The 18191-nt window shown below is 71.7% G+C and carries 13 protein-coding genes; 6 read left to right on the plus strand and 7 right to left on the minus strand.

Annotated elements, in window-relative coordinates; all coding sequences use genetic code 11:
- Nucleotides 1-129: 129 nt before the first annotated feature.
- Together ACWC94_RS17735 and ACWC94_RS17740 are read right to left on the minus strand one after the other, a co-directional pair.
- Nucleotides 130-744: an SMI1/KNR4 family protein gene (locus ACWC94_RS17735; protein WP_450797489.1), complete on the minus strand. Its 615-nt coding sequence runs from the start codon at nucleotides 742-744 to the stop codon at nucleotides 130-132.
- Between the two features lie 167 nt (nucleotides 745-911).
- Nucleotides 912-1811 (minus strand): amidohydrolase family protein, encoded by a 900-nt coding sequence (locus ACWC94_RS17740; protein ID WP_450797491.1) that lies wholly within the window; start codon nucleotides 1809-1811, stop codon nucleotides 912-914.
- Nucleotides 1812-2128: 317 nt separating this feature from the next.
- Between ACWC94_RS17740 and ACWC94_RS17745 the strand changes: the two genes are divergently transcribed.
- The 6 genes from ACWC94_RS17745 (at nucleotide 2129) to ACWC94_RS17770 (ending at nucleotide 10503) form a co-directional block, all read left to right on the plus strand.
- Nucleotides 2129-3145, plus strand: coding sequence for a GlxA family transcriptional regulator (locus tag ACWC94_RS17745; RefSeq protein WP_450797493.1), 1017 nt, complete (start codon nucleotides 2129-2131; stop codon nucleotides 3143-3145).
- Nucleotides 3142-4908 (plus strand): thiamine pyrophosphate-binding protein, encoded by a 1767-nt coding sequence (locus ACWC94_RS17750; RefSeq protein WP_450797495.1) that lies wholly within the window; start codon nucleotides 3142-3144, stop codon nucleotides 4906-4908. Before ACWC94_RS17745 ends, ACWC94_RS17750 begins: the two co-directional genes overlap by 4 nt.
- Nucleotides 4880-5533 (plus strand): SRPBCC family protein, encoded by a 654-nt coding sequence (locus ACWC94_RS17755; protein ID WP_450797497.1) that lies wholly within the window; start codon nucleotides 4880-4882, stop codon nucleotides 5531-5533. Before ACWC94_RS17750 ends, ACWC94_RS17755 begins: the two co-directional genes overlap by 29 nt.
- Nucleotides 5530-6549, plus strand: a complete 1020-nt coding sequence (locus ACWC94_RS17760; RefSeq protein ID WP_450797498.1) for a 3-oxoacyl-ACP synthase III family protein — start codon at nucleotides 5530-5532, stop codon at nucleotides 6547-6549. Before ACWC94_RS17755 ends, ACWC94_RS17760 begins: the two co-directional genes overlap by 4 nt.
- A 3-nt stretch (nucleotides 6550-6552) precedes the next feature.
- Nucleotides 6553-7641 (plus strand): histidinol-phosphate transaminase, encoded by a 1089-nt coding sequence (locus ACWC94_RS17765; RefSeq protein ID WP_450797500.1) that lies wholly within the window; start codon nucleotides 6553-6555, stop codon nucleotides 7639-7641.
- 198 nt (nucleotides 7642-7839) lie between these two features.
- Nucleotides 7840-10503, plus strand: coding sequence for a SpoIIE family protein phosphatase (locus ACWC94_RS17770; RefSeq protein ID WP_450797501.1), 2664 nt, complete (start codon nucleotides 7840-7842; stop codon nucleotides 10501-10503).
- Between the two features lie 139 nt (nucleotides 10504-10642).
- On the opposite strand, the gene ACWC94_RS17775 is transcribed toward ACWC94_RS17770, so the two are convergent.
- From ACWC94_RS17775 to ACWC94_RS17795, 5 genes are all read right to left on the minus strand, one after another.
- On the minus strand, nucleotides 10643-12367 hold the full coding sequence (locus ACWC94_RS17775) for an acyl-CoA dehydrogenase family protein (protein ID WP_450797502.1): 1725 nt from the start codon (nucleotides 12365-12367) through the stop codon (nucleotides 10643-10645).
- 95 nt (nucleotides 12368-12462) lie between these two features.
- Nucleotides 12463-13035: a PadR family transcriptional regulator gene (locus ACWC94_RS17780; protein ID WP_450797504.1), complete on the minus strand. Its 573-nt coding sequence runs from the start codon at nucleotides 13033-13035 to the stop codon at nucleotides 12463-12465.
- 79 nt (nucleotides 13036-13114) lie between these two features.
- The gene (locus tag ACWC94_RS17785; RefSeq protein WP_450797505.1) at nucleotides 13115-14764 is read right to left on the minus strand and encodes a hypothetical protein; all 1650 of its coding nucleotides are present in this window, start codon (nucleotides 14762-14764) and stop codon (nucleotides 13115-13117) included.
- Between the two features lie 55 nt (nucleotides 14765-14819).
- The gene (locus tag ACWC94_RS17790) at nucleotides 14820-16403 is read right to left on the minus strand and encodes a serine/threonine-protein kinase (protein WP_450797506.1); all 1584 of its coding nucleotides are present in this window, start codon (nucleotides 16401-16403) and stop codon (nucleotides 14820-14822) included.
- Complete coding sequence (locus ACWC94_RS17795; protein WP_450797507.1) at nucleotides 16400-18157, minus strand: FHA domain-containing protein; 1758 nt, start codon at nucleotides 18155-18157, stop codon at nucleotides 16400-16402. The genes ACWC94_RS17790 and ACWC94_RS17795 overlap by 4 nt, the downstream gene beginning before the upstream one ends.
- Nucleotides 18158-18191 lie beyond the last annotated feature (34 nt).

Consider the following 18191-nt stretch of genomic DNA (forward strand, 5'->3'; position numbering starts at 1 on the left):
GACCGAGGCGACCATCAACTCTGTACTCATTGCGGTGACGGTACGCGGTCTCAAGGACCCTGGGACGCGGCAGGACTAGCCCGCGTCACGTACGCCTCGCGTGCGGGCAGGCCTGGGCTGCGCGTGAGATCAGCCGGTGAAGGCCGTCCAGCCCTCGGTGTCTTCGTGGACGTCGGACTGCCACACCAGGTAGCCACCGACCAGGCCGGGCTTGTCCCGCGCGGCGAGGCCGGGGAATTCGAGTGAGTCCGCCGTTTCCTCAAGAAAGGTCTGAAGCGTGTCGAACTCGTCCGGCGGGTCTTCGCGGAACTTGCTCACGCGATACAGAAAGCCGTCCCTGGGGTCAAGACCAAGTCCCCACACCGGGTCCGTATTCCCCAGCGAGAACGCCTGGATCAGCACCGGCCGGCCGTCGGGATCGTTGCGCATCCGGACCTGCTCGAGATGCGTCAGCGACCACCCTCCGGCGAACACCGAGTCGTAGCCCGCGTCCATCGCCACACCCCCCGTCAGCTTCCACAGCGTCCGCAGCTTCTCGGGTACCGCGACTCCGATCCGCTCCGCAACGGTGTCGATCTCATCGTCCGACGCCGACGGCAACAGCATGCCGTAGGTGGCCGGTGCGTGCTCGCGCAGCCACGTCTCGATGCGGCGCCATGCGTCGGTGACCTGCCGTTCCGCTATGTCCTCAGTCATGGGCCGACGGTAGCTCTCCCAGGCCTCCATCGGCGCCACCACCGTCACCTACCTCCCTTACGGGGAAGGCTGGTTGGACGCCGCCCGTCAGCATCGGTTCGTTTCTGATTCGCGCAGGAGGCCGCGTCATCCTGCCACGGTCGTGACTTCGAGGGTTCCGTTGGTGGCATGGGCGCCGCACCGGTCGCCGTCGGGTGCCGCTCGGCTTGCCGGTGTTACAGACCGAACAGGTTCGCCGCGTTGTCATGGCACACGGCCCGCAGCCACTCCGGTCCGAGTCCCAGCCGTTCCACGGCGTGGAGCTGGTGCAGGTAGGGGTAGGGGATGTTGGGGAAGTCGGAGCCGAGCAGGATGCGGTCGTGAAGTGCGGCGAGCCGTGGCAGGGCCCGGCGGGGGAACGGCATGAGTCCTTCGGCGAAGTCGGTGAACGCCATCGTCGTGTCCAGCCGCACCTGGTCGTACCTCTCGGCGAGGTCGAGGAAGTCCTCGTACTCGGGCATGCCCATGTGCGCGACGATCAGCCGTAGTCGGGGGTGGCGTGCCAGCACTCGGGCGATGGGTTCGGGACCGGTGTGTTTGCCGGGCGCGGGTCCGGAGCCGCAGTGCATCACCACGGGAATCCCGGCATCGGCCAGCATCCCCCATGTCCGCTCGAGAAGTCCGTCGGCTGGGTCGTACGCTCCCACCTGCACATGGGCCTTGAACACGCGCGCCCCCGCTTCGACAGCCTCACGGACGTATGTCCCGACGTCCGCCTCCGGGTAGAGGGTGGCGGTGTGCAGGCAGTCGGGGGTGCGGCGGGCGAACTCGGCCGCCCATCCGTTCAGCCACCGGGCCATGCCGGGCTTGTGGGGGTAGAGCATCGCGGTGAAGGCCCGGACCCCGAACTCCCGCAGCAGAGCGGTCCGCTCCGCCTCCTGCTTCCGGTAGGTGATCGGCCACTTCAACCCACCGATCAGCGGCCCGTTGGCGTCGAAGTAGCCCCAGACCTTGTGCAGGACACGCTCCGGCATGAAGTGGGTGTGGACGTCGATCAGCCCGGGGAGACCGAGCCCGCCCCAGAAACGGCGGACCTCACCGGCTTCCTCAGCCGAAGCGATGCGGGTGGAACTCAACTGGTACCGCCTTTCCGGGACGACCTGCGGCTGTCACAAGGCCCGTGGGGGCCGGACGAGTTCATCGTGCCTCGTACCGGAGCGCGCGAAGGGGGCGTTCGGACAACAGAGCGAAGTCGACGAGCGCCACCGCGGCTCCCGCGACCGTCGTCGTCGCCCTGGCCGCACGCCCTGTGAGCTGCCTCACCCCGCGGTGCCCGCCCGGCGCGCGAACTGCCTTGCCAGCGCCCTTGCGGCCCGTCCGACGCCACTTGGTGGCCGGATACGTCAGTAATCTGTCATTGCAGCCAGTGCGACATCCGATACAGGCTGTGACCGTGTTGGAGCGACGTGTTGTTGTGGTGGTGTACGCGGGTGCGATGGCCCTGGACATCACCGGACCGATTGAAGTATTCGATACCGCGAACCGGCTCCTGGGCCCTTCGGGCACCCCCTACCGGACCGACTTCGTCTCCGCCGACGCACCCTTGGTGCGCATGAGTTCGGGGGTGGTGGTGGAGGCCTCGCCGCTGGAGGCGGGACAGGGCCAGATCGACACGCTCCTCGTGCCGGGCGGATGGAGTCTGCACAACGCGCTGCGGGACCGGTCACTCGTGTCCTGGATCGGCCGGGCAGCGGCCCGCTCGCGCAGAGTCGCCTCCGTGTGCGGCGGATCCTTCCTGCTGGCCGAGGCCGGTCTCCTCGACGGCAGACGGGCCACCACGCACTGGGCGTACAGCGAGGCGATGGCGGGCCGCTATCCCGATGTGACGGTGGACGCCGAGCCGATCTTCGTCTGGGACGGCCCCTTCGTGACCTCTGCGGGCGTGTCGACGGGCATCGACATGGCGCTGGCTCTGGTGGAGGCCGACCACGGATCCGCGCTCGCGCTGGAGACGGCGCGGTTCCTGGTGCTGTTCCTCAAGCGGCACGGAGGACAGTCCCAGTACAGCGCCGTCCTCGACGCCCAGTTGGCCGACCATCCGCCGATCCGGGCGGCACAGGAGTGGATTCTGAAGAACCTCGACAACCCGCTGCCCGTGGCGGAGATCGCGCGGCAGGCCAACATGAGTCACCGCAACTTCGCCCGGGTCTTCCGGCGTGAGGTGGGCGTGACCCCCGGTCAGTACGTCGAGCGGGCGCGTATCGCCCGGGCACGAGAACTGCTGGAGACCACCGACCTGACGATCGGCCAGATAGCCGGCCGCTGCGGTTTCACCGCCACCGAGACGTTCTTCCGCTCCTTCGGACGAACGCTGGGACTCACTCCCAAGGAATACCGGCACCGCTTCCAGGTCGTCTCGCCGTCCGGCCTCATCGACCGGCACCACGAGAGGGAGGGGAGCCCCGTATGACCACCACGGCCTCGGAACCGCACGCGGTGGAAACCGTACGCCTGGCCGACTATCTGGCCGGGGAACTCGCCAGGGCCGGCGTCACGCACATGTTCGGCGTCGGCGGCGCGAACATCGAGGACCTGTATGACGCGGTGCACCGCGGCGGCGCCGTCCGCGGCGTCGTCGCCAAGCACGAGTTCTCCGCCGTCACCATGGCCGACGGTTACGCACGCACCACCAGGCGCCTCGGCGTCGTCGCCGCCACCTCGGGCGGCGGGGCGATGAACCTCGTACCGGGTCTGGCCGAGGCGTACGCCTCCCGGGTGCCCGTGCTGGCCCTGGTGGGCCAGCCGCCGACCGGCCAGGAAGGGCACGGGGCGTTCCAGGACTCCAGCGGCAGGGCGGGCTCCTTCGACGCACGGGAGGTCTTCGCACCGGTGTCCCGGTTCTGCGCCCGGGTCGATGACGCCGACTCGCTCACGGAGTTGCTGCCCCTGGCCCTCGCGGCGGCACAGTCCGATCCACGGGGGCCTGCCGTGCTGTTGCTGCCCAAGGACGTGCAGCAGGCGCGGATCCGGATGCCCGCCCGTGACGCGGCCCCGAAGGGCGGCCCCGCGACGGCATCCGCGGCGCCGCTCGAACCGGTTGCCGTCAGCGCCGTGTGCGACGCCCTGCGCGGGGCCGGTCGCGTCCTCGTCATCGCCGGTGAGGATGTCGCCGCCGCCGGCGCGCGGGGGGAGCTGGCCGAACTGGCCCGGCGCCTCGGGGCGTGGGTGGCGGTCACCCCGGACGCCAAGGACGTCTTCGACAACCGTGATCCCCGGTTCGCAGGCGTGGCCGGGGTGATGGGCCACGCCAACGTCGAGGACTGTCTGCGGCGGGCCGACCTGTGCCTGCTGGTCGGTACCCGACTGCCGCTCCTGGCACGCGGCGGCCTCGACCGGGCCCTGGCCGCCACCGATGTCGTCTGTGTCGGCCCGGAAGCACCGTTCGTGGCGGGCACCGTACTGGGTGGGAACCTGCGGGACGCGCTGCGCGCGGTGACCGGCCGGCTGCCGTCGCACCCACGTCCCTGCCCGCCACACGCCGGCCCCCTCCCCACACCCGTGCCGGGTCCGCCCCCGCGGTCCGGAGGACGAACCGTTCCCCATGCCCAGGCGGTCGCCGCGGTGGAGGCGGCACTCCCCCAGGACGCACACGTCTTCGTGGACGCCGGCAACACGGGGGCCAGCGCGGTCCATCTCCTCCCGGCACCGCGCCACGGCCGCTTCGTGGTGGCGGTCGGTATGGGCGGCATGGGCTACACCTTCGGGGCCGGCATCGGCGCCGCGCTCGCCACCGGGCGGCGCACCTACGTCCTCGCCGGCGACGGGGCCTTCTTCATGCACGGGATGGAAGTGCACACCGCCGTGGAGTACGACGCACCCGTGACGTTCGTGATCTTCAACAACAACGCCCACGCCATGTGCGCGCTGCGGGAGGAACTCCTGCAGGGCGGCGTCCGCAGCGACGATCTGTTCGCCCCGACCGACCTCGCCGCCGGAGTGGCCGCCGCCTTCCCGTCCCTGCAGGCCACGGGAGCCACCGACGCGGCGCACCTGCGCACGGCACTGCTGCGCGGCAACGCGGGCGGCGGCCCGGCGTTCGTCTCGGTGGACTGCGACCCGCGGGAGATCCCGCCGTTCCTTCCCTTCCAGACCTTCACCGAACACACCGAGAACACCAACCGCACTGAGAACAAGGAGAGTTCAGATGAGCGAGGAGTCGTCCACGTTGGCTGACATCCCCGGTCTGGTCCGGATCGAGAACGCCGGCAAGGAGGAACTGACCGCCCACTGCATGGAGCTCACCCACGCGGTCTACCCCCACCATCAGGTCTACGGGCAGTACTGCACCATCCACGAGTACGTCGACTGTCCCCCGGAACAGGCCTACGACTACCTGCGCCGGGGGCACCATCTGGAGGAGTGGACCTGCAGCCTGCGGGACTTCGCGCCCACCAGCACACCCGGGCTGTGGGTCGGTCACGACCGGCTGGAGGACGACACCAGGATCTACTGCAAGGTGCTCGCGAACCCCGAGGCCATGACCGTGGACTACCACTGCTCCTGGGACCAGGGCGACAAGCTGTGGATGATCTACCTGATGCGTGTCGTCCCGGCCCGGCTGGTGCTCGACAAGCCGGGTTCGGTGATCACCTGGACCAACTGCCGGCACCCGTACTACGACGACAATCCGCACCCGGAAACGGCTCCCCGCCCGGACCGGCCCTGGGTGGGCGACTACTGGGACCTCTTCTACGCGGGGCACACCGTGGAGATGCGCAACCTCAAGGCCATCCTGGAACACCGCCACCGGGGCGGCCTGCCGATCGGTTCGGCTCCGGCGAGGGCGGTGGCACGGTGACCACGGTCAGCCTCACCGACGTCGCGAGCTACCTGCCCGGCGAGCCGGTTCCGGCGGAGTTCTACACTGACTTCCCCGGAGCCGAGGACAAGCTCCGCAACCACCCGATGTTCAAGGTCCCGCGGTTACGGCACCACGTCGCCAGGGACGAGACCAACGCGGACATGGTCGAGCGCGCCGTACAGCCGCTGATCGAACGGCACGGCGCGGCGGAGATCCGGGGAGTCGACGTGCTGTTGGTGCACAGCCAGTTGCCGGACCTGCCGTTCGTGGGCGCCGGCACCGAGGTGGCGCGTCGGCTGGGCCTGAACCCGGAGTGGCTCGTCGACGTGGCCAACGCGGGCTGCGCGTCGTTCGTGTACATGATGAAGCTGGCCCGGCAGATCCTCACGTCCACCGACGCGAAGACCGCGCTGATATGCAACGCGCAGAGCGCCGCGGGGCAATGGTTCACCCAGTCCGAGGTGCGCAAACTCGCCCAGGCGGCGATCCCGGGCGACGGGTGTGGGGTGGGGTACGTGACGACGTCGGCACGGTCGCCGGTCCTCGACGTGGAGACCCGGCACGTCGGCGCGTACGCCGGCGACATGACCGTGGCGGTCGACGACGGTCGCAAGTACTGGGAGCCGGGCGAGTCCCAGCTGCGGATCGGGTTCACCGACGCCAGTGTCGCCAAGGTCCTGGCACGCGGGAACCGCCTCGTCCCCGAGGTGGTCACGGACCTGTGCCGACGGCTCGGCGTGGCGAGCGCCGACATCGACGTCCTCGTCACCAACCAGCCCAACCGCACCTTCCTGCGGAACTGGCGAGAGGCGCTGCAACTGCCGGCCGAGCGGCACCTGAACACCTTCGACGACTACGGGAACCTGTTCGGAGCGGCGATCCCGGTCACCCTGGACCGCGCGATCAGCTCCCGGCAGGTCAAGGACGGCGATCTGGTGGTGCTCGGGGGGTTCGCGCACGCGGGTGACTTCGCCGGTGCCGTCGCCGTTCGCTGGCACGGCGGACGGGACTGAGCCATGGACATCCCCGTGCTGCACCGGCTCGCCCTGAACGAGAGCCCGTATCCCCCGCTGCCCTCGGTGCGCGAGGCGATGCACCGGGCCGTCGCGGAGGCGCACCGCTACCCGCGGTTCCACCCCGACGACCTGACCGAGCGGATCGCCGCATGGTGCCAGGTGCCGTCCGACGGCGTCGTGGTCGGCAGCGGATCGGTCGGCGTGGCCCTGCAGTCGCTCCAGGCCGTGGTCCGGCCCGGCGACACAGTGGTCCACGCCTGGCGCACGTTCGACGCCTACCCCCTCCTGGCCGCCATGGTCGGTGCTCAACCGGTCCCCGTACCCCTGTCGCCGGACGGACACCAGGATCTGGGTGCCCTGCTCGCGGCGCTCGACCAGCGCAGCCGTGTCGTGGTGCTGTGCAATCCGCACAACCCCACCGGAACCCTCGTCACGGCCGGCGCGCTGTCGGCGTTCCTGCGGCAGGTCCCCCGACACGTCACCGTGCTCCTCGACGAGGCGTACGTGGAGTTCGCCCGCGACCCCGACCTGCCCGACACACCCGCGCTCCTGGACGCGCACCCCAACCTGCTGGTCCTGCGCACCTTCTCCAAGGCCTACGGCCTCGCCGCCCTGCGAGTCGGCTACGGACTCGGCGCTCCCGACCTGGTGGAGCGGATCCGTCGGCAACAGCTGCCCTTCGGGATCAACGCGGTGGCGACAGCGGCGGTGAAGGCTTCACTGCGCGCCGAAAGCGAGCTGCGCCTCCGCGTGGACACCGTCGTCGCCGAACGCGAACGCCTCCGGCGTGAACTCGTGTCCCTCGGCTGGCACGTACGTCCCGGCCACGCCAATTCCGTCTGGCTCGCCGCGCCCGATCCGATCGATGAGGGCGCCGCGGCACTGACCGACGCCGGTGTCCAGGCGCGTCACCACCCCGGCGAGGGACTCCGGATCACCGTCGGCGACCGGGCGGCGAACGACACTGTGCTGGTCGCTCTGGCGGGAGTGGGGCCGCGCCCGCCGCTCCCCCACTCCTGCGTCTCGGCCTCATCTCCCGGCGTCATGCGCCGGGCGGCGTCCCACCCAGCTCGGCGTCGCGGACGCTGACGCTGCGGGCCGTACGGCCCGCAGCCGCGGTCGTACCGCTCGCCGACCACGGAGGCCCAGTGCTAGAAAAGGGACATGAGCGGACGTTTCCGCAGGCCATGGGCCAGGGCGGCGCCGCCACCCGGCCCACGGTGGTCACGGGGTCCCTTCCGTCGGCCAGGGCCCGGTCCGTCCGGCAGGCGCCGCATGTCGTCCTCCATGAGCGTCCGCACCCTTGCGGCGCAGGTCTTTCTGCTCCAGGCCCTGGTCGTGCTCGTACTGGTCGTGGTGGCGGCCGCGGCCCTGGTCGTGCAGGGCCGGTACGACGGCGAGCGCAGCGCGAAGGACCGGTCTCTGGCCGCGGCGGAAGCCTTCGCGCACGCCCCGGGCACGGCGTACGCGCTCATGTCGCCGGATCCCACGGCACGGCTTCAGACGGCGGCGGAGCAGGCGAGAAAGGGGTCCGGCGTCGACTTCGTCACCGTCCTGGACAAGAGGGGGATCCGGGTCACCGACCCGAACCCCGCTCTGATCGGTACGAAGGCACAGGGCGTCGGCCGGGCCGCCGCGGGAGAGACGTTCACGGAGACGTTCCACGGCCGGCCGGCCGACGCCGTGCGCGCGGTCGTACCCGTGATGGATCCGAGCAGGCGTGTGGTGGGGATGGTCAGCGCCGGTATCGAGTACGCCACGCTGGGCCACGTGCTGAACCAGCAGCTGCCCATGCTGCTCGGTGCGGCGGCGGCGGCACTCGCACTGGCGACCGTCGGCACGGCACTGGTCAGCCGCCGCCTGCGCAGACAGACCCGCGGGCTCGGTCCGGCCGAGATGACCCGAATGTACGAGCACCACGACGCCGTGTTGCACGCGGTGCGCGAGGGAGTCCTGATCGTCGGCGGCGACGGGCGCCTGCTGCTCTCCAACGACGAGGCACGACGGCTGCTGGGCCTCCCCGAGGACGTCGAACAGCGGCCGGTGACGGACCTCTCCCTGGGGCCCGCCCTGACGCGGTTGCTGGCGTCGGGGGAGCCCGCCTCCGATGAGGTGATCCCGGCGGGTGACCGGCTGCTGGCCGTGAACATCCGGCTCACCGCACCGTTCGGCGAGGTGCCCGGTCTGGTCGCCACCTTCCGCGACACCACGGAGCTGACAGCCCTTTCCGGCCAGGCCGAGATCGCCCGTGGACGCCTTGCCTTCCTGTATGAGGCGGGTATGCGGATCGGCACCACACTCGATGTACGCCGTACGGCGGAGGAGCTCTCCGAGGTGGCGGTCCCCCGCTTGGCCGACTTCGTCACCGTGGAACTCCTCGAATCCGTCCTTCGCGGCGACGAGCCCACCGGAGCCGTGCACCGGATGCGCCGCACCGCGCTGAGCGAAGCGCGGACCGGACATCCCCTGCAGCCGGTGGGGGACGTGATCCGGTTCGTCATGGCCGACACCCCGATGGTGGCGGCGCTGAATCGCGGCAAGGCCGTGCTGGTGCGGGACCTGCGCACCGCTGAGGACTGGCGGGCCCAGGACCCGCGGGGCGCTCTGAAGGCGCTGGACTACGGCATCCACTCCCTGATCACCGTGCCGCTACGAGCACGCGGGGTGGTCCTCGGCATGGCCAACTTCTGGCGGGCCACGAACACACCCCGGTTCGAGGAGGAGGACGTCGCCGTGGCCGAGGAACTCGTGGCCCGTGCCGCCGTCGCCATCGACAACGCGCGTCGGTACGGCCGCGAGCACGCGATGGCCGTGACGCTGCAAAGCAGCCTGCTGCCCCTGGGCCTCCCCGAACAGGACGCGCTGGAGATCGCCTCGCGCTATCTGCCGGCGGAGTCCGGTGTCGGCGGCGACTGGTTCGACGTCATTCCCCTGCCCGGCTTCCGCGTCGCCCTGGTCGTCGGTGACATCGTCGGACACGGACTGCAGGCCGCGGCGACCATGGGACGGCTGCGGACCGCCGTACTGAACTTCTCCTCACTGGACCTGGCCCCGGACGAGTTGCTGGGACATCTCGACGAGATGGTGACCCGGCTGGACGCGCAGACCGCGCACGCCGACGACGACCGTGCTCCGCTCACCGGCGCCACCTGTCTCTACGCGGTCTACGACCCCGTCGGGGGGCGTTGCACCTTCGCCCGCGCCGGGCACGTCGCGCCCGCGGTGGTGTCGCCTGAGGGTGGGGTGACCTTTCCCGACCTGCCGCTGTCTCCGCCCCTGGGAGTGGGCGGGCATCCCTTCGAGGCCGGCGAACTGGACCTCGCCGAGGGCAGCCGTCTCGTGCTGTTCACCGACGGCCTGATCGAGAACCGTGGCCGGGACATCGACGAGGGCATGGAGATGCTCCGCTCGACCATCGCCCACGCCGGTGAGGCACCGGAGGAGATCTGCGGCGCCCTCGTGGAGACCATGTTGCCCGAGCACCCCAGCGACGACGTGGCGCTGCTGGTGGCCGGGACCCGGCTGCTCGCCCCGTCCTGCGTCGCGACGTGGGACGTCCCGTTCGACGTGACGGCCGTGTCCCCGGTACGCGGCGAGGTGGGCCGACGACTCGCCGACTGGGGGCTGGAGGACCAGGCGTTCGCCACGGAGCTGATCGTCAGCGAGCTCCTCACCAACGCGGTCCGCTACGGCGCCCCGCCCGTGCGCGTCAGAATGCTGCTGGGCCGCACCCTCGTTTGCGAGGTGTCGGACGGCAGCAACACGTCGCCTCGGATCCGGCGAGCGGCCACCACCGACGAAGGAGGGCGGGGCCTGTTCCTCGTCTCCCAGTTCGCGGACGGCTGGGGTACGCGCTACGCCGCGCAGGGAAAGGTGATCTGGGCCGAACAGAAACTGGGCCGTGCCCCGGCACCGGACATGTCCGCGCTGTTCGACGACATGGCGTCCTGAGGCTGCTCGGCGCTCCGGAGCGCGCGGCCGGGACGGAAACCCGGCACGGTCGTCCGACAGCGACGTCCGCCGTCACTGAACATGACCGGCCGGTGGCCGGGCCCGCGCGGCCCGGCCACCGGTGATGCGTACGGCGCGGCTACGGGGCCATCTCGTACGCGCCGGACAGTGCCTCGACCCGCTGCCAGACCCGCTCGGTGCGTGCCTCGTCGACGACCGGCCGCCGGACCGAACCCAGCGCCCAGTCCTGCTGCTGTTCGGTCGCCGAGTCCTTGCCGTGCAGTTCGACGGCGTGCGCGGAGAAGTCCCGCACGAGGACGGCGAAGAGTTCGTCGAGCACGTCCTCGTCGAGCCCGGTCAGCGCGACCTGCTCCAGGACGAGCTGCGCGTGCACGACGAGGGCGAAGAGCTGACCGACCGCGAGGACCAGGTCGAGGTCACGGCTCTGCTCCGCGTCGGGGGCGGCCGTGGCGACGAACGCGCAGAGTGCGTCGGCCTGTTCGCGGAAGCGGGTCACGTTGGGCAGGTGCGCGTACGCGTCGAAGGCGGGCCGCCAGTCGTGGAAGCGCACCGCGCCGAGGCCGCGGGCCGGCCCCTGCCGGAACAGGAAGTCGTCGTCGGCCGCGTCGAGGCGGGTCGGTACAGCGGGGTACTCGACCGGTTCGAGGAGATGGCTGCGCATGAACTTCAGGATCAGCGCCAGGTTGACGTGGACCGTACCCTCCAGCTTCGGCAGGCCGCGGATCTCCACGGCCGCCTGGCCGAAGTAGTTGTCCTTCTCGAAGCCCTTGGCCGCGATGACGTCCCACATCAGGTCGATGACCTTCTCGCCCTCCGTGGTCACCTTCATCTTCGTCATCGGGTTGAAGAGCAGGTATCGGCGGTCGTCCGGGCCGGCGGAGCGGAAGTAGTCGACAGCGCGGTCGCTGAACAACTTCATGCCGACGAGCCTGACGTACGCGTCGGTCAGCTCGCGCCGCACGTGCGGGAAGCTGGTGACGGGACGGCCGTAGAGGATGCGGTTGTGGGCGTGGGTGACGGCCTCGTACATCGCGTGCTCACAGATGCCGATCGAGGCGGTGCACAGGTTGAACTTGCCGACGTTGACGGTGTTGAGGGCGGCGTCGAAGGCGGCGCGGCCGGTGTGCAGGACGTCCTCGGCCGCTACGGGATAGTCCTCCAGGCGGAACTCACTGACGAACTTCGAGGAGTCGACGACGTTCTTGACCAGGTGATAGGCCGGGTGACGGCTGTCGGCGGCGAAGAACACATAGCCGTCGGGGCCCTCGACGTCGCTGCGGCGGCCGAAGACGGAGACGAGTCCGGCGGCGTTGCCGTTGCCGATGTAGTACTTGGAACCGGTCGCGCGGAAGCCGCCGTTGCCGTCGGGCTCGAGCAGCATGTCGGTGGAGTAGATGTCGGCGCCGTGGGTCTTCTCGGACAGGCCGAAGGCGAACACCTCTCCCTGGGTGAGGAGTTCAGCGGCGCGGGCGCGGGCGGTGGCGTTGTCGCTCTGCCACACCGGGCCGAGGCCGAGGATCGTGACCTGCCAGGCGTACCAGTAGTCGAGGCCGTAGAAGCCAAGGATCTCGTTGAGCGCGGCGATCCGGGCGGTGTCCCACCGCTTGTCCGAGTCCCCCTCCCCCGCGGCGGACGACGGCGTCAGGAAGGTGGCGAACAGGTTCTCCTTCGCGGCGAAGGCGAGGAAGTCGCCGAGCCACGCGCGGGTCCGGTAGTCCTCGATCAGCCGCCCCTTCCCTCGCTCCTCGAACCAGTCGACGGTGGCACGCAGCAAGCGGCGCGTCTCGGGGTCGAAGTGCGCGGGGTCGTAGGTGCGCGGGTTGAACAGCAGCTGGTCAGCCATGGGGATGACGCCTTTCGGCTGGTGGACGGGTGTGAAACGGTGAGGTCCGACGGCGGGACGGCCCGGATCGGGAGGTTCGGCGACGGCTGCGGCGGTCAGCGGCCCGGGCCGAAGCGGGCCAGCGTGGCGAGCACGTCGTCCAGCCAGTCGATCATCATCCGCTCGTACGCGATGCCGCCGCGCAGTACGACGTGCTGCAGCTCTCGCTCTGCGTCGAGCGGCGCGTCGGAACCGGCGGCGCGGGCCTCGGGCGCAGTGAAGTCCCGCACCTCTCCCGCGAGATAGTGCGCCAGCCGGTCCCGGTGTACCTGCCGGTGCCGCTCCACCTCGCGGATCAGGGCGGCCGGGTCGTCGAAGGCCGCACCCCGGATCTTCACGGCCAGGTCGTGGCGGACGCTCTCCGGCTCGATCGGGTCGTGCAACCAGGAGGACAGCGCGGCCCGGCCGAGGTCGGCAACGGAGTACTCCTTCTTGTCCGGGCGGCCCTGCTGCGGGACGTCCCGGACGTCGACCCAGCCGTCGTTCTCCATGCGCTTGAGCACGCGATAGATCTGTTGGTGGGTCGCGGTCCAGAAGTAGCCGATGGACCGCTCGAAGCGCCGGGCCAGCTCGTAGCCGGACCCCGGCTTCTCCAAGAGCGACACGAGGATCGCGTGTTCGAGCGCCATGCCGCAGATCCTTCTATGCAACTCGTTGCATAGCAACCTCGCGCCCTCAGATGCGACGCGGCTCACCCCGCGGCGGCTCTCAAGGACAGACGTAGGTGAAGCTCGCCTTCGCCTCCGTCGGGGCCGGCTGGTGCACGATCCTCAGGCGGGCGGTCCCCCGGAAGCGGCCGGCGCCGCGGACCGTCCAGCGCAGGTGCACCCTGACCCGGCGCTCACCGCGGTGGGCGGTGCGGACCAGCTCGCCCGAGTCCTGGCCGTCCGCGCGCAGCCACCGGTAGGTGACGGGGCCGCCGTCCCCGTCGGTGGTGACGACACCGACCAGGTCGGCCGTCTGACCGCAGTGCAACGGCCCCGCGGGGGCCTGGACCCGCACGGCGACCACCGCGGGAGCGGGGGCCGGGCGCAACAGCAGCCAGAGCAGGACGGCGGCGATCGCGACGACGGCGGTGGTGGCGATCCAGCCCCGGCGTCCGCGGCGCGAGCGTGAGGGGGCGGGCACCGCTGCCTCGGTCCGCCATCGGGCACGCAGGACGTCCTGCTCCGCCAGGGGAACCCCGGGTCCGAACCGGAGCAGGATCTCGCCGGAGTCCTCCCCTGCCGCCGCCGGAGGCAGGGTGACACGGTTGCGCTTGCCGAGGACGGTCGCCCGGGTGTCCGGGGCGGTGGCCCGGTGAGCGCGGCCGACCGTGGTGACCTGGTCGGCGACGGCTGGTGGGTGAGGTCCGGGAGCCGGGAGTGGGGCGCGCGGGTGCGGGCCTGCGGCGCTGTGGGCGTGGGCCGCCGTGGTGAGGTGGGCGGCGGTGCCGGACGGTTGGGACGAGTGGCCGGGTGCGGGAGCAGGGTTTTCGGGGGCGGTGGGGAGGGGGGCGGGGTGGGCTGTGGGCGCCGCCGGGTGACGGTCCGTCGGTGGAGTCGGGTGATCGGGGGCCACCGCAACGGGCGGTACGGGTGCCTCGGGCGGCGCGAACCGCGGGGTCGAGGCGGCGGTCGCCGCGCGGAGCGCCGTGCGGCGCAGGAAGTCCGCCGGGAGCGCCGCGCGCCCGGCCACCAGGGCGGCCCGGGCCGCCGCCAGCCCCTCCGACTCGGCGGTGGCGCCGCAGCGGGCGAACAGGTCCGCCGCGGGGGTTCCGGGCTGCGTCCAGGCGGCGGCGAGGGTGCGGGCCAGGGCGGCCCAGGCAGCGGTGCCGACCGCCTGGCGGTCGGCGTGCGGCGTGGCGCCCGGCACCGGTTCGGCGGCCATGTCCCCCAGCGCCGTGCCCAGCTCCGCCTCGGCCAGCAGGGCGACCCCGTCCGGGGCGATCACCACGGTGCCGGGGCCGAGTGAGCCGTGGGTCATGCCTGCCGTGTGCAGGGCGAGGAGGGTCTGGGCGGTCTCGTTGAGAATGCTGGCCGCGCTGCCCGCGTCCTGGCGAGGGCCATGGGCCGACGACAGGACGTCGGCCAGGGTGGGGGCCGGTGGGCGGGCCGTGAGGAGCCACACCTCGTCGGCCTCGGCGACGAGGTCGACCGTGCCGAGCAGGCCGGGCAGCCTGAGCTTCGCCGTGGCGAGCACCGCGGCCGCCAGGCGCTCGCGCGTGCCCTCGGGTGCCAGCAGGGAACGGTCGATGCGCAGCGCGCCGAGGGTGCGCTCGCCGGACCCGGCGGGGAGCAGGGCGTGCCAAGTGCCGTAGCGGGCGCGCCGTGACCAGCCGGACAGGGGGCGGCCGGCCACTGCGGTGGCTGTCGTCATGTCGATCCGTTCTCGTCGCGGCAGGGGGTGGCTCTCGGGTCCCTCGGGAGCGTGGTCAGCACGGCGGTGCGTCCAGGGAGGCCGTCTGGGGACCGTTCGCCGCCGCCGGATCGCTGCTGAGCGTGACGTCCCAGGTGCCCCGGCACGGGTGGTTGGAGAAGTCGGCCTCGAAGGTCAGGTCGTAGCGCGTACTCCCGGACAAGGGCTGGGACTGGGAGCCGTACGGGTCGGCGGGTGTGTCGACGTAGTAGTTCGCGGTGACGGTCAGCGGACCGGTGCCCGTCGTCTCGACCGACACCGCCGCGATGAGGGTGCCCGGCTTCTGTCCCCGCTGCCAGGAGCCGATGGTGAGGGTGACCGTGCCGGGGGCGGCCGTGCTCGGCGGCGCCGTGGCCGGCGGATCCGCCGGTGCGGTCGTCTCCGTGGACGGGGCCGGCGAGGACGGGGGCGGCGAGGACGACGGGCTGTCCGAGGGAGTGATGGAGGGCGGCGCGTCGGCCGTGGGCGACGGGACGACGGTCGGCGAAGTGGATCCGGAAGGTGAAGTTACCGGAGTCGTAAGCGAGTTGACCGGCGATGGGGTTGAACTCGCCACCGTCGTCGATGTCTCGTGCGGGCGGCCCGTCGCGTACGTCGCTCCGCCCGTGACGACCACCAGCGCGGCCACCCCACCGGTCACCGTCTTCCATCCTCCGTGTTTCAGTCGGCCCAGCAGGGTCAGCGCACTGGCCGAGCCGTCGAGCGCGGCGGTCGTGGTGAACGGGAACAACAGGGCGAGCAGCGCGGCGAGTTCGGCCAGTCTGCGACGGCCGCGCTCCTCCCAGCCGGCGCCGTAGCCTTCGGTGGCGGACCGTTCCAGGTCGGCGAGGAAGGTCTCGACGTCGGGCCGGTCCGCCGGGTCCTTGGCCAGGCCCGCGCGCAGGAGCACACGCACCGGCGCGGGTACGTCGTCCAGCGGGGCCGGTGCGCGCAGGTGCTGCAGGCGCAGTGCGGTCACGTCGTCGCCGGGGAACGGCCGCCGGCCCATCAGGCACTCGAAGAACACCACGGACGCCGCGTAGACGTCGGCCGCCGGACCGACGGGCTCGCCGTTCCACTGCTCCGGCGCCATATAGGCGGGCGTGCCCGCGGCCTCGGTCTCCCGGCCGCTGCGCACCGCTATGCCGAAGTCAACGAGGGCGCTGGTGCCATCGGCGCGGACCAGGACGTTCTCCGGCTTGTAGTCGCGGTGCACCACCCCGGCCGTGTGGGCCGCGGCCAGCCCGAGCAGGGAGCCCTTGAGCAGGACGAGCGCGGCCTCGGCGCCGGTCGCCCCGTGCCGGCGCAGCAGCTGGCGCAGGCTGACGCCGTCCACCGCCTCCATCACGATCGCGGCACCGGCGCGTGCCTCGACGTACTCGTACAGCCGCACCACGCACGGGTGCCGCAGCTCGCCGAGCAGCCGAGCCTCGGCGCGGAAGCGGGCCAGGAACTCCCGGTCCGCCCGTAGGCGTTCACTCAGGTACTTGATCGCGACGGGCACGCCGGTCGCGGTGTGCCGGGCGAGGAGGACCCGGCCGCCGGCTCCCTCGCCGAGCGTCCGGACGGCCGCGTAGCCGGGGACGGCCCAGGCGGTGTCGGTGGGCGTGTCCTGCGTCATGCCGCTCCCTCCACGGGTGCGGCGATCCCGGTGACCGGTGGTACGTCCTTCGCGTCGGCCCGGCGCCGTACCCGGCGCAGCAGCCAGCGCACGGGCGCGGACCACACCGGGAAGGCGACCAGGGCGACCACGGCCGCCTCGATCACGGTGGTCCACGGCTCGGGCAGCCGGCCCTTGAGCAGGTCGCCGATCCGGGAGCGCCAGGCCAGCAGGGCGAGGCCGAGGAAGCCGTAGGTGCCCACGACGACCGCGAGGCCGTAGGCGGCCAGGCCGGCCTGACGCGGGCCGGGCCGGTTGCCCGCGCGCAGGTCGCGCCACAGGCCCGTGCGGAAGTAGGCGCTCGCCTCCTCGCGCAGCCGGGGCACGCGCAGGGCGTCGGTCAGCGCCTGGTAGCCGTCCAGCGGCATCAGCGGGTTGAAGTTGTAGAGGGTGTTCAGGTAGAGGCCGAAGGCCAGGTGGTAGAGGATGGCCGAGACGGGTCCCGCGGGCAGCAGTGCCGCGCCCGTGGCGCACCAGCCGGCCAGCGTCGCCGTGGACAGCGGTCCGGACAGGGCCACCACGACCCGTGACCAGCGGGTGCCGAACCACATGTCGCTGGTGTCCACGAACGCGAACGGCATGCCCATCATCAGCAGGAACCCGCCGCGCCTGACCCTGCGGCCGTACGACTTCACGGCCAGCGCGTGTGTGAGCTCGTGGACGATCAGCGCGGTCACGTATCCGGCGGCCAGCAGGACCGGCCCCCACACGCCCGCCCCGGCGAAGTCCAGCAGGTGGTGGCCGTCCTGTGCGGCGAAGAACGCGACGAGGCCGCCGGCCACCGACAGCCAGGCGATCAGTACCCCGGTCCGGGTGAACAGCCGCCAGCCGAAGGCCTGGTAGAGCCGGGTCACCAGCCGGTCGAGGCCGGGGACGGACACCTCCAGCTTCAGCAGCGCCCGGTACACGGCACTCGCCGCGCGCCGCCAGCCCTTCGGCCGCTCCTCCTCCGGCCGGCCGGGCAGGCCGCGCAGCAGCCCTGCGTCGGCGAATCCGGCCAACGCCGACTCGATGCGGGGCAGGGCGAGTTCGCCGTAGCGGTCGGCGTAGGCGAACAGCAGGTCCCGTACGGTGTTCTCACCGTCGACGGCGTGCCACAGGAAGACCTGGCGCTCGTCCAGTTCCAGATAGCGGCCGGTCCGGGTGCTGCTGAGCACCCAGCGGGGAGCGCCGCGTTCGGTGGGCACCTGCTTGAGGGCCCAGCCGGAACGCCGTCGGGGACGCGCCGTGAGCGGGCCGTTCGCCTCCGGGGCCGCCTCCTGTCCGGCGGTGGGCAGATGGGTCAGCTGGGTGCCGACGACCATCGTGCGGGAGCCGATCCGGGTGTCGCGGGGCTGCTCGAACACCAGGCGTACGTCACCGACGGACAGCTCGGTGCCGTCGGCGAGGCCGGCCGTGCCACCGTGCAGGTCGACTCCGCCGACGGCGATGCCGTTGAAGGAATCCAGGTCCTCGATCCGGAAACCGTCGGCGGTGCGGACGATGCGGGCGTGCCGGCGCGAGACGCTGCCGTCGGACAGAACGACGTCGTTGTCCTCGCCCCGGCCCAGCGTGGTGACAGGCCCGGTCAGCGCGACGAGCAGCGTGGGGTCGTCGAGGCCGCGCAGCTGGGGCGCGGCGTACGACGTCGGTGCGGCACCCCGGCGCGGGGTGCCGCAGTGCAGGCAGTACGGGAAGTCGCGGCGCACGTGGACGCGGCAGACATGGCAGAGCATGCGGTGGCTCAGCCGGCGCCGGAACCGCTGGCGA

The organism is Streptomyces sp. NPDC001135 (assembly GCF_053598395.1).